At 74.6% G+C, this 14,374-nt stretch carries 13 protein-coding genes; 1 reads left to right on the forward strand and 12 read right to left on the reverse strand.

The window, feature by feature from the left end:
* Positions 1-61: 61 nt before the first annotated feature.
* The 7 genes from LG324_RS16075 to LG324_RS16105 form a co-directional block, all read right to left on the reverse strand.
* The gene (locus tag LG324_RS16075) at positions 62-1,447 is read right to left on the reverse strand and encodes a sugar transferase (RefSeq protein ID WP_207023482.1); all 1,386 of its coding nucleotides are present in this window, start codon (positions 1,445-1,447) and stop codon (positions 62-64) included.
* A 20-nt stretch (positions 1,448-1,467) separates the two neighbouring features.
* Complete coding sequence (glyA, locus tag LG324_RS16080) at positions 1,468-2,748, reverse strand: serine hydroxymethyltransferase (protein ID WP_030527789.1); 1,281 nt, start codon at positions 2,746-2,748, stop codon at positions 1,468-1,470.
* Complete coding sequence (locus LG324_RS16085) at positions 2,741-3,457, reverse strand: L-threonylcarbamoyladenylate synthase (RefSeq protein WP_036829612.1); 717 nt, start codon at positions 3,455-3,457, stop codon at positions 2,741-2,743. Before LG324_RS16085 ends, glyA begins: the two co-directional genes overlap by 8 nt.
* A 43-nt stretch (positions 3,458-3,500) precedes the next feature.
* The gene (prmC, locus tag LG324_RS16090; RefSeq protein WP_404349539.1) at positions 3,501-4,370 is read right to left on the reverse strand and encodes a peptide chain release factor N(5)-glutamine methyltransferase; all 870 of its coding nucleotides are present in this window, start codon (positions 4,368-4,370) and stop codon (positions 3,501-3,503) included.
* A complete protein-coding gene (gene prfA / locus LG324_RS16095) occupies positions 4,367-5,443 on the reverse strand; it encodes a peptide chain release factor 1 (protein ID WP_404349541.1) in 1,077 nt (358 codons plus the stop codon). Before prfA ends, prmC begins: the two co-directional genes overlap by 4 nt.
* Before the next feature lie 84 nt (positions 5,444-5,527).
* Positions 5,528-5,743 carry a 50S ribosomal protein L31 gene (rpmE, locus tag LG324_RS16100; protein WP_030527785.1) on the reverse strand — a complete coding sequence of 72 codons (216 nt, stop codon included), beginning with the start codon at positions 5,741-5,743 and terminating at the stop codon, positions 5,528-5,530.
* Positions 5,744-5,985: 242 nt separating this feature from the next.
* On the reverse strand, positions 5,986-6,432 hold the full coding sequence (locus tag LG324_RS16105; RefSeq protein ID WP_404349544.1) for a sensor histidine kinase: 447 nt from the start codon (positions 6,430-6,432) through the stop codon (positions 5,986-5,988).
* 163 nt (positions 6,433-6,595) lie between these two features.
* Between LG324_RS16105 and LG324_RS16110 the strand changes: the two genes are divergently transcribed.
* Complete coding sequence (locus LG324_RS16110) at positions 6,596-7,450, forward strand: LLM class flavin-dependent oxidoreductase (protein WP_404349547.1); 855 nt, start codon at positions 6,596-6,598, stop codon at positions 7,448-7,450.
* Between the two features lie 75 nt (positions 7,451-7,525).
* Here the strand turns inward: LG324_RS16110 and rho are convergent, their stop codons facing one another.
* The 5 genes from rho to lysA form a co-directional block, all read right to left on the reverse strand.
* A complete protein-coding gene (rho, locus tag LG324_RS16115) occupies positions 7,526-9,319 on the reverse strand; it encodes a transcription termination factor Rho (protein ID WP_404349549.1) in 1,794 nt (597 codons plus the stop codon).
* 245 nt (positions 9,320-9,564) lie between these two features.
* Positions 9,565-10,497, reverse strand: a complete 933-nt coding sequence (gene thrB, locus LG324_RS16120; protein WP_030527781.1) for a homoserine kinase — start codon at positions 10,495-10,497, stop codon at positions 9,565-9,567.
* 1 nt (position 10,498) lies between these two features.
* Positions 10,499-11,602, reverse strand: a complete 1,104-nt coding sequence (thrC, locus tag LG324_RS16125; RefSeq protein WP_404349551.1) for a threonine synthase — start codon at positions 11,600-11,602, stop codon at positions 10,499-10,501.
* Between the two features lies 1 nt (position 11,603).
* Entirely contained in the window at positions 11,604-12,917 is a 1,314-nt protein-coding gene (locus tag LG324_RS16130; RefSeq protein ID WP_030527779.1) for a homoserine dehydrogenase, read from the reverse strand.
* 29 nt (positions 12,918-12,946) lie between these two features.
* Positions 12,947-14,365: a diaminopimelate decarboxylase gene (gene lysA / locus LG324_RS16135; protein WP_404349555.1), complete on the reverse strand. Its 1,419-nt coding sequence runs from the start codon at positions 14,363-14,365 to the stop codon at positions 12,947-12,949.
* Between the last annotated feature and the right edge of the window lie 9 nt (positions 14,366-14,374).

A 14,374-nucleotide genomic window follows, 5' to 3' on the forward strand; every position in this document is an offset into this window, starting at 1 on the left:
GACTCTCCGTGGACGGCTTGTGAAAGTTATCACAAGCCCCCGGCGAGGCCAAAAGCGCAGGTCAGACGCGCCGGGCGAGGACCACCCAGATGGTCCGCGCGATGATCTCGAGGTCGAGCACCGGGGACCAGTTGACGAGGTACTGCAGGTCGTAGCCGAGCTTGTACTGGGCGTCGGTGTGGTAGCGACCGTGGATCTGCGCGAGGCCCGTCAGCCCGGGAGGGACCTCGTGGCGACGGGTGTACCCCGCGATCTCCTGGTCGAACCCCGCCGTCAGCTCGGGGCGCTCCGGGCGCGGGCCGACGACGGACATCCGGCCGGTGAGGATGTGGAGGATCTGCGGCAGCTCGTCGGCGCGCGTGGCCCGCACCCAGCGGCAGGCGGGGATGACGCGGGGGTCCGCCGTCCCGCTCGAGAGCTGGGCACCCTCGACCTCGGCGTCGGTGCGCATCGTGCGGAACTTGACCATCTCGAACGTCTCGCCGCCGACGCCGACGCGCGTCTGGCGGTAGAGCAGCGGGCGCCCCGCGACGGCGAGCTGGTGCAGCGCCACTCCCCCGAGCAGCAGCAGCCAGACGGGGGCGGTGGCGACGACGAGGACGAGGTCGAGCAGCCGCTTGAACCGGCGCTGCGAGATGGCCATGGTCTGCGGCATGAGGAGCACGAAGGGCAGGCCTGCGACCTCGCGCAGCCGGTCCAGGCCGAAGAGCGTCTCGCGCCCGCCGACGCGCAGCAGCACCGTGACGTCCTGCTGGTCCAGCCGGCCGATCGTGCGGGGGTACCAGACGTCGAGCCACGCGGCGGTCAGGAGCAGGACGTCCGTCGCCCCCGTGCGCGCCACCACCTCGACGATGCGGTGCGGGTCGTCGACCTCGGCGACGACCTCGAGCCGCGAGTGGTTGTCGACGACGTGCTGGCGGGCAAGCTCGATGTCGGGGCCGAGCCCCGCGAGCACGACGCGCGGAGGACCTTCGCGCCGCGTGCGCATCCAGTGGACGACGCCGCGGTTGACCGCGACGGCGACCCCCGCGAGCGCGATGACCGCCACGAGGTTGAGGATCGGGAACGGCAGGGGCCGGTCGACGATCGACCCGCGCTGGCGCAGCAGGGCGCTGAGCACGAGGTTGAGCAGGGCGACGAAGCTGCCGGCGGCGAGCGAGAGCCGCGCCGCCCGCGGCAGGACCGCTGCTCCCCCGAGCCGGGGCTCGCGCTCGTAGAGCCCGCCGAAGTAGAAGGCCACGAGGAAGATGAGGGAGGAGACGGCGAACGACAGCCCGTAGAGGGCCGTCGGGTACGTCGGCCAGGGCGGCAGCCCGTTGCGCCAGAGCATCGACAGCACCGACAGCAGGAACACGGCCCCGGCGTCGAGCACCATGACGAGCCGGAAGCCCCGGCGGTTGAGCCGGGTCAGCAGGCGCGGTTCGGGGGCCGGGACGGAGTCGGTCACGGGCGGCGGCTCCGGCGGCCTCAGGCCGGGCGGGGGTACGCCGGGAACGCCTGCACGAGCTCGGTGACCTCGGCGCGGACCTCGCGCGAGACCGCGTGCTGCGGGTCGGCGTCGCCCTCGGTGACGGCCCGGGCGATGAGGCGCGCGATGGTGCGCATCTCGTCCTCGCCCATCCCCTGCGTCGTGACGCACGGGGTGCCGACCCGGATGCCGGACGCGATGTTCGGCTTCTGGGGGTCGAACGGGATCGCGTTCTTGTTGAGGGTGATCCCCGCGGCGTCGCTGCGCGCCTCGGCGTCGACACCGGTCACGTGCACACCCTGGAGGTCGTGCAGGCTGAGGTGGGTGTCGGTGCCACCGGTCGTCGGGCGGATCCCGTGCTCCCCGAGGGCCTGCGCGAGCACCTTCGCGTTGGCGATGACCTGGCGCGTGTACGCGGCGTACTCGGGGGTCGCGCACTCCTTGAAGTTGACGGCCTTCGCGGCGATCGTGTGCATCTGCGGGCCACCCTGCATCATCGGGAAGACGGCCTTGTCGATGGCGGCGGCGTGCTCCTCGCGGCAGACGATCGCGCCGGAGCGCGGGCCGCGCAGCACCTTGTGCGTCGTGAACGAGACGACGTCGGCGTGCGGCACCGGGCTCTCGATGGCCTGCCCGGCGACGAGGCCGATGAAGTGCGCGGCGTCGACCCAGAAGATCGCGCCGACCTCGTCGGCGATGGCCCGGAAGCGCGCGAAGTCGATGGTGCGCGGGATGGCGGACCCGCCGGCGAGGAGCACCTTGGGGCGGTGCTCCTTGGCGAGGCGCTCGACCTCGTCGTAGTCGATGTCCTCGGTGTCCTTGTCGACGCCGTAGTGCACGGCGTCGAACCACTTGCCGGAGAACGAGACCTTGGTGCCGTGGGTCAGGTGCCCGCCGTGCGGGAGGCTCATCGCGAGGATGGTCTCGCCCGGCTTGAGGAACGCGCCGTAGACGGCCTGGTTCGCGCTGGCGCCCGAGTGCGGCTGGACGTTGGCGTGGTCGGCGCCGAAGAGGGCCTTGGCGCGCTCGATGGCGAGCGACTCGGCCTTGTCGACCTCCGAGCAGCCGCCGTAGTAGCGGCGCCCCGGGTAGCCCTCGGCGTACTTGTTCGACAGCGTCGAGCCGAGGGCCGTGAGGACCTCGGGGCTCGAGAGGTTCTCGCTGGCGATGAGCTGCAGCCCGCCGCGGAGCCGGTCGAGCTCGCCGGTGAGGACCGAGGCGATCTCGGGGTCGAACGCCGAGAGGGCGTCGAAGTCGGATCCGTAGAACGTGTCACTCATCGTCGGCGCTCTCCCGCGGCTCGTCCTGGCTGCTCGCGCCGGGCCCGGCGCCCGACAACTCTAGGGCGTCGGCGCGCGAGCGCTCGACGACGGCCATGACGGCCTCCTCCGACAGCGCGCCGAGCCGGAGGATGGCCGGCTCGTCGCGGGTGCAGTCGACGATGGTCGACGCGAGGCCGCCCGTGCTCGGGCCGCCGTCGAGGTAGAACTCGACGCTCGCGCCGAGCTGCGTCGCGGCCTCGACGACCGTGCGGCTCGAGGGGTACCCGTGGCGGTTGGCGCTGCTCACGGCCATCGGGCCGACCTCGCGCAGGAGCGCGAGGGCGACCTCGTCGTCGGGCATCCGCAGCGCGACCGTGCCGCCGGTCTCGCCGAGGTCCCAGGCGAGCGAGGGCTGGGCGCGCAGGACGACGGTGAGCGGGCCGGGCCAGAACTCCTCGACGAGCGCGCGCGCGTAGTCGGGCACCTCGGTCGCGAGGCCCTCGAGCGTGCGCGCCTCGGGGACGAGGACCGGCGGCGGCATGTCGGTGCCACGGCCCTTGGCGTCGAGGAGGTCGCGGACGGCCTCCGGCGAGAAGGCGTCGGCGCCGATGCCGTACACGGTGTCGGTGGGCAGGACGACGAGACGTCCGTTGCGGACCCCCTCGGCGACCTTGGGCAGCGCGTCGGCGCGCCCCGCCTCGGTGGTGCAGTCGAAGACCGGGCTCATGGGGACCAGCGTAGGGCGCGGGCCCCACCGGGACGCGGAGGGTTCAGCCGCGCCCGTCGCGGACCGCGACGGTGGTGCGCGGCCGGCCGGCGAGGTCGCGGTGGTCGACGACGTCGCGCCACTCCCCCGTCGCCCGCAGCGCCGCCGGCAGGCTCTCGCCCTGCTCGTCGGCGTGCTCCATGACGAGCACCCCGCCGGCGTGCAGGAGCACCGCGGCCCGCGCGGCGACGGCGAGCGGCACGGCGAGGCCGTCGGCGGAGCGGCCGTACAGCGCCAGGGCCGGGTCGTGGTCGCGCACCTCGGGGTCGACCGGGACGGCGCCGTCGGGGATGTACGGCGGGTTGCTCACGACGACGTCGACCGTCCCCTCGAGGTCGTCGAAGGCCGTCGTGGCGTCACCGAGCCGCAGGTCCACCGGCAGGCCGAGTCGGTCGGTGTTGCGACGCGCCCAGCCGTGCGCCTCGGGCGACAGCTCGACGGCGTGCACCCGGGCGCCCGGCACCTCGTCGGCGACGGCGAGCGCGATGGCCCCCGACCCGGTGCAGAGGTCGACGACGACCGGGGCCGACCCCGCCACGCGGGCCGCCTCGACCGCGTGCCCGGCCGTCAGCTCGGTCTCGGGGCGCGGCACGAAGACGCCGGGCCCCACGGCGAGGGTCAGGTGCCGGAAGTGCGCCCGTCCGGTGAGGTGCTGCAGCGGCACCCGCGCGGCCCGTTCCTGCACGAGGTCCTCGAACCGCGCCGCGTCCCGCTCGACGACGGCCGTGCGCAGGATGCCCCGCATCCGCACCTCGCCGTGGTCGAGGCCGAGCACGTGCGACAGGAGCTCGACGGCGTCGGCGTCCGGCGACGGGACGCCGGCCCCCGCGAGCGCGGCCCGCGCCCCGGCGAGGAGGACGTCGGTCGTCGTCATCGGTCGGAGATGGCGGCGAGCCTCGCGGCCTCGTCGGCGTCGACGGCGGACTGCACGACCGGGTCGAGGTCGCCGTCGAGCACGGCGTCGAGGTTGTGCGCCTTGTAGCCGGTGCGGTGGTCGCTGACGCGGTTCTCGGGGAAGTTGTACGTGCGGATGCGCTCGCTGCGGTCGACGGTGCGGACCTGGCTCGCGCGGGCGTCGGACTCGGCGGCGTGCCGCTCGTCCATCGCCATCTGGTGCAGGCGGGCGCGCAGCACCCGCAGCGCGGCCTCGCGGTTCTGCAGCTGGCTCTTCTCGTTCTGGCACGAGACGACGAGCCCGGTCGGCAGGTGCGTGATCCGGACGGCGGAGTCGGTCGTGTTGACGCTCTGCCCGCCCGGGCCGCTGCTGCGGAAGACGTCGATCCGCAGGTCGCCCGCGTCGATCGTCACCTCGACCTCCTCGGCCTCGGGCATGACCCAGACCCCGGCGGCGGAGGTGTGGATGCGGCCCTGGCTCTCGGTGACGGGAACGCGCTGCACGCGGTGCACGCCGCCCTCGTACTTCAGGCGCGCCCACGGCGCCTCGCCGGGCGCCGCCGCGCCCCGCGACTTCACCGAGACGCGGACGTCCTTGTAGCCGCCGAGGTCGGACTCGGTCGCGTCGAGGACCTCGGTGCGCCAGCCGCGGCGCTCCGCGTGCCGCAGGTACATCCGCAGGAGGTCACCGGCGAAGAGGGCCGACTCCTCGCCGCCCTCCCCCGCCTTGACCTCGAGGATGACGTCGCGGTCGTCCTCGGGGTCGCGCGGCACGAGGAGGCGGCGCAGCCGGTCCTCGGCCGCGGCGACGGCCGCCTCGAGCGCGGGCAGCTCCTCGGCGAAGGCCGGGTCCTCGCCGGCCAGCTCGCGGGCCGCCCCGAGGTCGTCGTGGGCCGTGCGCCAGGCGCGGTGCGCGGCGACGACCGGGCCGAGCGCGGCGTAGCGCTGGTTGGCCTCGCGCAGCCGGTCGGGGTCGGAGGCGACGGCGGGGTCCCCCATCGCACGCTCGAGCGCGGCGTGCTCGGCGACGAGCACCTCGGCGGACTCGATCACGGGCCGACCTCCTCGGGACGGGTGGGGGTGGAGACACGGACGCGCCGGCCCGCCCTCCAGGGGCGGACCGGCGCGTCGCGGATGCTACTTGGCGGCCTTCTTGCCGTAGCGGGCCTCGAACCGGGCCACGCGGCCACCGGTGTCGAGGATCTTCTGCTTGCCCGTGTAGAACGGGTGGCAGGCGCTGCAGACGTCGGCGTGGATGACGCCGTTGGCCGCGGTGCTGTGGGTGGTGAACGTGTTGCCACACGTGCAGGTGACGGTGGTCTCCACGTACGTGGGGTGGATGTCCTTCTTCACGATGTCTCCTCGGATGTCTCCGGGTCGGCGGGCCCAGCACCCTGCTGGTCACCCTGGGCGCCCCGACTGCGGCCCTCGTGGGAGGCTGCTCAGGAAACGCGTCTGTGCCGTGAACCGGTCCAGCGGTCAAGTGTGCCAGAGCAGGTCACCGTCTCCTAAACGGCGGTGCTCCGTCCTCGACCACCCAGCACAACGGCCCGGGCGCCCGCGGCATTCCCGCTGTCGGGCGCCGCCCGGGCCCGTCAGACGACGGACAGGTGCCGGCCCGGCGCGGCGGCCGGCCAGGTCAGCTCGACGACGTTCCCCACCCCGGCGACCGACGTCACGTGGAGCCGGCCGCCGAGCGCCTCGACGGCCTCGCGGGTGAGGCCGCCGTCGGAGCCGGCCGGGGCGACGCCCGGGCCGGTGTCCCCGAGCCGCAGGGTGACGAGCCCGGCGTGCCGGCCCAGCGAGAGCGCGACCTCCGTCCCCGGGGGCAGCGTGGCCACGGCCCGCACGAGCACCGGGACGACGAGGTCGTGCCACGCCGCGGAGGGCAGCGGGAGGTCGAGCGGCTCGTCGTCGAGGTCGACCGAGAACAGGAGCGAGCGCCGGCAGGCGGCCGCGGCGAGGGTGGTCACGGCGTCGACGAGCAGCGCGGAGAGGTCGGGGGCCTCGGGCAGTGGCGAGGTGACGGGCTGGGCGGACATCGGGACTCCTTCCGGTGCTCGGTGGGGGCGTGCCGCCACGCTAGGGACCCGCCCCCGGGTGCGGTCCAGACCTCGGCCGCAGGTGGGGCCGTTCGCCCGATGCCCTCCTCGACCGGTCATCGCCCCGGGCCGACCGTCGGTCCCGGGGGCTACCGTCGGGCGGATGAGGTACGGAGCCGTCGTCCCGTGGGCCACCGAGCGCGAGTTCGCCGATCTCGCGCGCGTCGCGGAGGACGCGGGGTGGGACCAGGTCTTCACGTGGGAGGCCGTCTGGGGGCAGGACGCGTGGGCGACCCTCGCCGCGGCGGCGATGGTCACCGAGCGCATCCGGCTCGGCACGATCGTCACCCCGGCGTCCCGCTACCGGCCCTGGGACCTCGCCTCCCGGGTGGCCTCCGTCGACCGGCTCTCCGGTGGACGGGTCACCCTCGGCGTCGGGCTCGGCGCCCTGCACGGCAACTGGCTCGCCTTCGAGCCCGACGAGGGCCGCGCGACCCGCGCCGCGAAGCTCGACGAGGGCCTCGCCGTGTGGGCCGGGCTCCTGCGCGGCCAGCCGTTCGAGCACCACGGCGAGCACTGGTCGGCGCAGCCGGTCACCGAGCTCGTGCCCCCTCCCCCGGCGCAGCGCCCGCACCCGCCGGTCTGGTGCGTCGGCGCGCTGCTGCCCGGTCGCTCCCGCCAGCGCTCGCTCGAGCGCGCGGCCCGCTGGCAGGGTGTCCTGCCCGCGGTCGTCGGCGCGGGCCCGGACGACCCCGGTTCGCGCCTCACCCACGACGCCCTGCGCGAGGTCGTCGCGCGGCTGACCGACCTACGGGCCGGCGCCGGGCTCTCGATGGACGGCTACGACGTCGTCGTCGAGGGCGACTCCCACGGGTCGTTCGGCGACGCCCGTCCTCCGGTCGACGCGTGGGCCGAGGCCGGCGCGACGTGGTGGGTCGAGTCCTGGTGGGACCTCCCCGACGACGACGCCGGGCGGACGGAGCTGCGCCGCCGGCTCGCGCTCGGTCCGCCGCGCTGACGTACCGTCCACCGCGACGACGACGCCCCGGCCACGCCATGGCGTGACCGGGGCGGTCGGGTCGGGCGGGGCGCCTCAGGCGTCCTCGTCCTCCGGCTTCATCGAGCTCGTCTGCTGCACCGAGACGAGGAACTCGTAGTTCGTCTTCGTCTTCTTCAGCCGGTCGAGCAGCAGCTCGATGCCCTGCTGGCTGTCGAGCGCGGCGAGCACCCGGCGCAGCTTCCACATGATCTTCAGCTCGTCGGGGGCCAGGAGGATCTCCTCGCGCCGCGTGCCGGAGTTGTTGACGTCGACCGCCGGGAAGATGCGACGGTTCGCGAGCTGCCGGTCGAGCTTGAGCTCCATGTTGCCGGTGCCCTTGAACTCCTCGAAGATCACCTCGTCCATCCGCGAGCCGGTCTCGACGAGCGCCGTCGCGAGGATGGTCAGCGAGCCGCCGTCCTCGATGTTGCGCGCCGCCCCGAAGAACTTCTTCGGCGGGTAGAGCGCCGCCGAGTCGACGCCGCCGGACAGGATGCGCCCGCTCGCCGGCGCCGCCAGGTTGTAGGCGCGGCCGAGCTTGGTGATCGAGTCGAGGAGCACGACGACGTCGTGGCCCATCTCGACGAGCCGCTTGGCCCGCTCGATGGCGAGCTCGGCGACGGTCGTGTGGTCGTCGGCGGGCCGGTCGAAGGTCGAGGCGATGACCTCGCCCTTGACGGCGCGCTGCATGTCCGTGACCTCCTCCGGACGCTCGTCGACGAGGACGACCATGAGGTGGCACTCGGGGTTGTTCGTCGTGATCGCGTTGGCGATGGCCTGCATGACCATCGTCTTGCCGGCCTTCGCCGGGGCGACGATGAGCCCGCGCTGGCCCTTGCCGATCGGGGCGACGAGGTCGATGATCCGCGTCGTCAGCTGCTGCTGCGTCGTCTCCAGGCGCAGGCGGTCCTGCGGGTAGAGCGGCGTCAGCTTGCCGAACTCGGGGCGCCGGCGGGCGTCCTCCGGGGTCATCGCGTTGACCGTGTCGAGACGCGCGAGCGGCGTGTACTTCTGGCGGTTGTTGCGCCCGCCGACGGTGTGCTGCTGCGCCTCCTCGCCCTCGCGGACGGCCTTGATCGAGCCGGTGACGGCGTCGCCCTTGCGCAGGCCGTAGCGCTTGACCATCTGCATCGGGACGTAGACGTCGCTGCTGCCCGGCAGGTAGCCGGTCGTGCGGACGAAGGCGTAGCTGTCGAGGATGTCGAGGATGCCCGCGACCGGCACGAGGACGTCGTCGTCGTGGATCTGCGGCTCCCCCGCCTCGGAGCGCTGCTCGGGGGCGTCACCGGGCTGGCGGGTCCGCTTGTCGCGGTTGCGTCCCCGGTTGCGGCGACGGCGACCGCGGCCGCCCTCCTCGTCGTCGTCCCGGCGCTGCTGGTCGGCGGCGCCGCGGTCGTCACGGGGCTGCTCGCGCTCGAAGCGCTCCCGGCGGGGCTGCTCGCGCTGCTCGCGCTGCTCGCGCTGCTCGCCGCGGTCGCGGGACTGCTCGCGGTCGCCGCGCTCGCGCACCTGCTCGCGCTCGGCACGCTCGACGGCCGGCGCCGGCTCGGGCGCGCGCTCGGCGGCCGGCGCCGGCTCGGCGGGGGCCTCGGTGCGACCGGCCGGGGCCTCGGCCCGGCGGGAGCGGCGCGCGACGGGCTGCTCGCCCGTGGCGGCGGGGCCGCTCTCGCCGTTCTGGCGGGCGCGGATGGCGGTGACGAGGTCGCCCTTGCGCATCTTGGCGGTCCCGCTGATGCCCATGCTCGAGGCGAGGCCCTGCAGCTCGGCGAGCCGCATGGCCGACAGGGCGCCGGACCGGCGCTGGCCGCCGGCGGACGCCGACGCCTCGAGGGTGGTGGTGTCTGACACGAAGGATCCTTTCCCTCGCTCGTGGACCGGCAGGGTGAGCCGGTCTGGGTGGAAGGGGCCACGCCCGAGCGTGCAGCCGGTCAGGCTGCGGTCTCTGTGCCCCGGGGGCGTGGGAGGGCGGTCGGCTGCAGGCATCGGGAACAGGGCCCGGCATCGGCGGCGATCGCTCGGTTTCCACAGTACCACCGCGCCCGGGGCCCGGACGCCGGATCCACCGGGACGGACACCGCGCGCGTCCGTGCAGGTCAGGGCCCGTCGACGACCTCGACCGACGCACCCTCGGCGGGGATCCCCGGTGTCAGCACGCGCCACCCCGCGGGGCCGAACGAGCGGGCGTGGTCGAGCCGTTCCCGCTGCGCGAGGACGAGGACCGACGGGCCGGCCCCCGAGATCGCGGCGGCGTGACCGTCGGCGCGCAGGGCGTCGACGAGCGCCATCGACGCGGCGTAGGACGGCCGGCGCGCCTCCTGGTGCAGCCAGTCGCGGGTGGCCTCGACGAGGAGGGCGGGCTCGTCGCGCAGGGCGTGGACGAGGAGCGCGGCGCGGGCGGAGTTCGCCGCGGCGTCGGCGAGGCGCACCTGCTGCGGCAGCACCGAGCGGGCGCGCGCCGTCGAAAGCTGGGTGTCCGGGGCGAAGACGACGGGCGCGAGGTCCGGGTGCACCGGCAGGCGCACCGTCGTCGTCCCCCCGGGCTCGCTCCACGAGAGGGTCACGCCGCCGTAGACGCTCGCGGAGGCGTTGTCGGGGTGGCCCTCGAGACGCGCCGCCAGCGAGTTCGCGGCGTCGAGGTCGACCGCTCCCCCGTCACCGCGCGAGACCGAGGCCAGGGCGAGCGCGGCGACGATGCCGGTGACGATCGCCGTCGCCGACGAGCCCATCCCCCGGCCGTGCGGGACGGCGTTGACGCACTCGAGGCGCAGGCCGGCCGGCGCCTCGACGGCCGCCTCCGCCCAGGCCGTGCGCATCGCGCGGTGCACGAGGTGCGTCTCGTCGAGCGGGACGGCGCCCGCCCCCTCGCCCTCGACGACGACGACGAGGCCGGGCTCGGCGGTGACGGTCGCGCGGCAGCGGTCCCACACACCGAGGGCGCAGCCGACGGAGTCGAACCCGGGCCCCAGGTTGGCGCTGCTCGCCGGCACGCGGACGTCGACGGCCACCCCCGGGCGCAGCGCGCTCACGTCACCCCTCGAGGCCGAGCGCGGCCGCGACCGAGTAGGCGTCGACCGGCACGCGGACCGGCTCGACGTCGCCGCCGTCGGCCGAGCGCAGGGCCCACTGGGGGTCCTTGAGGCCGTGGCCGGTCACGGTGCAGACGACGGTGGCGTCCTGCGGCACCCGCCGGGCCCGGTGCATCTTGAGCAGGCCGGCGATGCTGGCCGCCGACCCGGGCTCGACGAACACGCCCTCGGTGGAGGACAGCACGCGATGGGCCTCGAGGATCTCGTCGTCGGTGACGGAGTCGATGAGGCCGCCGGACTCGTCGCGTGCCGCCTCGGCCTGCCGCCACGAGGCCGGGTTGCCGATGCGGATCGCCGTGGCGACGGTCTCGGGGTGGTCGACCGGGTGACCGAGGACGATCGGTGCGGCGCCGGCCGCCTGGAAGCCCCACATCTGCGGGCGCCGGGTGGCCACGGGCGGCAGGAGCGTGCCGTCGAGAGTGGGTGTCTCCGAGGCGTACTCGGTGTAACCCTTCCAGTACGCCGTGATGTTGCCGGCGTTGCCGACCGGCAGCACGTGGATGTCCGGGGCGTCGCCGAGCGCGTCGACGACCTCGAACGCGGCCGTCTTCTGGCCCTCGATGCGTGCGGGGTTGACGGAGTTGACGAGCTCGACCGGGTAGGACTCGGCGAGCTTGCGGGCGACGGTCAGGCAGTCGTCGAAGTTGCCCTCGACCTGGATGAGGGTGGCGCCGTGGGCGATCGCCTGCGACAGCTTGCCCATCGCGATCTTGCCGTCGGGCACGAGGACGGCGCAGGTCATCCCCGCCTTGACCGCGTACGCGGCGGCGCTGGCGCTGGTGTTGCCCGTGCTGGCGCAGATGACGGCCTTCGCGCCGTTCAGCTTCGCGGCGGAGATCGCCGCCGTCATCCCGCGGTCCTTGAAGGACGCGGTCGGGTTGAGGCCCTCGTACTTGACGAGGACGTTGGCCCCCGTGAGCTGCGAGAGGTTCTCGCACGGGATCAGCGGGGTCCCGCCCTCGAGGAGGGTGACGACCGGCGCGCCGGCCAGGCTCGGCAGGCGCTCGGCGTACTCGCGGATGACGCCGCGCCACTGGTGGGCCACGTCAGGCTCCTTCCACACGCATGACGGAGGCGACGTCGTCGACCGCCTCGAGGGCGGCGAGGGCGTCGACGGTGGCGGACAGCGCGGCGTCGCTCGCGCGGTGGGTCACGACGATGAGCCGCGCCCGGTCGCCCTCGTCGGGGACGACCTGCTGGCGGACGGTCTCGATCGAGACGCCCTGCTCGGCGAAGACCGCCGCGACCTGCGCGAGCACGCCCGGGCGGTCGGCCACGTCGAGGCTGATGTGGTAGCGCGTCACGGCACGCCCCAGGTCGACGACGGGCAGGTCGGCGTAGGCCGACTCCCCCGGCCCGCGCCCGCCGGCCACCCGCTGGCGGGCGACGGCGACGACGTCGCCGAGGACGGCGGACGCCGTGGGGTCGCCGCCCGCGCCGCGGCCGTAGAACATCAGCTCGCCGGCGGCCTCGGCCTCGACGAACACGGCGTTGAACGCCTCGCGGACGCTGGCCAGCGGGTGCGAGCGCGGGACCATCGCCGGGTGCACGCGCACGCTGACGGCGTCGGCGCCCTCGGCCTCGACCCGCTCGCAGATCGCGAGCAGCTTGACGACGCAGTCGTTCTCGCGTGCCGCGTTGATGTCGGCGGCGGTCACCTCGGTGATGCCCTCGCGGTGGACGTCGGCCGAGGACACGCGGGTGTGGAACGCGAGGCTCGCGAGGATGGCGGCCTTCGCGGCGGCGTCGAAGCCCTCGACGTCGGCGGTCGGGTCGGCCTCGGCGTAGCCGAGCGCCTGGGCCTCGGCGACGGTCTCGGCGAAGCCGGCCCCCGAGACGTCCATCTTGTCGAGGACGAAGTTCGTCGTCCCGTTGACGATGCCCATGACCTTGCGGACCCGGTCGCCGGCGAGCGACTCGCGCACCGGCCGCAGGATCGGGATCGCCCCGGCGACCGCGGCCTCGTAGTACAGGTCGACCCCGGCCCGGGCGGCGGCCTCGAACAGCGTCGGGCCGTCCTCGGCGACGAGCGCCTTGTTGGCGGAGACGACGGCCGCGCCGTGCTCGATCGCGCGCAGGATGAGGCCGCGCGCCGGGTCGATGCCCCCGACGACCTCGACGACGACGTCGGCCCGGGTCACGAGCTCCTCGGCGTCGGCGGTGAAGAGCGAGGGGTCGACCGGGACGTCCGGCCGCGGGCGCTGCGGACGCCGCACCGCGATGCCGACGAGCTCGAGCGGGGCGCCGACGCGTGCGGCGAGGTCGTCGGCCTGCTCGACGAGCATCCGGGCCACGGACGAGCCCACGACGCCGCACCCGAGCAGGGCGACGCGCAGGGGTGCGCCGGGTTCGTGGGCCATGGCGGGATCGGTCTCCTCGGTCGTCGGGCTCAGTCGTCCGCCACGTCGAGGGCGAGCAGGTCCTCGATCGTCTCACGACGCACGAGCACCCTGCTCTCGCCTCCACGGACGGCGACGACGGGCGGTCGGGGGGTGTGGTTGTACTGGCTGGAGAGGCTGCGGCAGTAGGCGCCGGTGCCCGGCACGGCGACGAGGTCGCCCGGGCGGACGTCGGCCGGCAGGTACTCGTCGAGGACGACGATGTCGCCGCTCTCGCAGTGCCGCCCGACCACGCGGGCGAGCACGGGGTCGGCGCTCGAGGCCCGGTTGGCGAGGGTGCAGGAGTAGTCGGCCTCGTAGAGCGCCGGGCGGGCGTTGTCGCTCATCCCGCCGTCGACCGAGACGTAGGTCCGCGAGTGACCCGCGCCGAGGTCGACCGTCTTGACGGTGCCGACCTCGTACAGCGTGAACGTCGTCGGGCCGACGATGGCGCGCCCCGGCTCGACCGAGACCCGCGGGACGCGGTCCCCGAACTCGCGGCCGACGATGGCGGCCATCGCCGCGGCGAGCGCGTCGGCCGGCAGGGGGTCGTGCTGCGAGGTGTAGGCGATGCCGTAGCCGCCGCCGAGGTCGACCTCCGGCATCGCGACACCGTGCTCCTCCTCGACCCGTCGGTGCAGCCCGGCCAGCCGGTGCACGGCGGCCTCGAAGCCCCCGGTGTCGAAGATCTGGCTGCCGATGTGGCTGTGCAGGCCGCGCAGGTCGACCGCCTCGGGGTGCGCGAGCAGCCGGGCGACGGCCTCCATCGCCCGGCCCCCGGCGAGGCTGAAGCCGAACTTCTGGTCCTCGTGCCCGGTGGCGATGAACTCGTGGGTGTGCGCCTCGACGCCCACCGTGACGCGGACCATGACCGGCGCGCGCACGCCGAGCTCCGTCGCGAGCGCCACGACGCGGTCGATCTCGTCGAACGAGTCGACGACGACGCGGCCGACCCCGTAGGTCAGCGCGGCCCGCAGCTCGGCGACGGTCTTGTTGTTGCCGTGGAAGGCGACCCGCTCCGCGGGGAAGCCCGCCCGCTGCGCGACGGCGAGCTCGCCGCCGGTGCAGACGTCGAGGTGGAGGCCCTCCTGGTCGACCCAGCGGGCGACGGCCGTGCAGAGGAAGGCCTTGCCCGCGTAGTAGACGTCGGCGCCCCCGAAGCGCGCGAACGCGTCGGCGAACCCGTCGCGGAAACCCCGTGCGCGCGACCGGAAGTCGTCCTCGTCCATGACGTAGGCCGCCGTGCCGTGACGCTCCGCGAGCGTGACGACGTCGACCCCTCCCACGGTGAGCCGTCCCCGCTCGTCACGCGCGACCGACGACGCCCACAGCTGCGGCAGCAGCTCCATGACGTCGCCCGGGGAGGGCAGGTAGAGCGGGGGTCCGCCGTAGCCCTCGGCGTGGAGGGCACCGGCCTCGTGCGCGCGCACGGCTCAGCC

The sequence above is a fragment of the Phycicoccus jejuensis genome (assembly GCF_044797865.1).
Classification (GTDB): domain Bacteria; phylum Actinomycetota; class Actinomycetes; order Actinomycetales; family Dermatophilaceae; genus Phycicoccus; species Phycicoccus jejuensis.

Coding starts and splice junctions, on each gene's coding strand:
- LG324_RS16105 (WP_404349544.1), bottom strand. CDS start 6,432: ATGTCCGCCCAGCCCGTCACCTCGCCACTGCCCGAGGCCCCCGACCTC.
- LG324_RS16130 (WP_030527779.1), bottom strand. CDS start 12,917: ATGGCCCACGAACCCGGCGCACCCCTGCGCGTCGCCCTGCTCGGGTGC.
- glyA (WP_030527789.1), bottom strand. CDS start 2,748: ATGAGTGACACGTTCTACGGATCCGACTTCGACGCCCTCTCGGCGTTC.
- prmC (WP_404349539.1), bottom strand. CDS start 4,370: ATGACGACGACCGACGTCCTCCTCGCCGGGGCGCGGGCCGCGCTCGCG.
- LG324_RS16085 (WP_036829612.1), bottom strand. CDS start 3,457: ATGAGCCCGGTCTTCGACTGCACCACCGAGGCGGGGCGCGCCGACGCG.
- LG324_RS16110 (WP_404349547.1), top strand. CDS start 6,596: ATGAGGTACGGAGCCGTCGTCCCGTGGGCCACCGAGCGCGAGTTCGCC.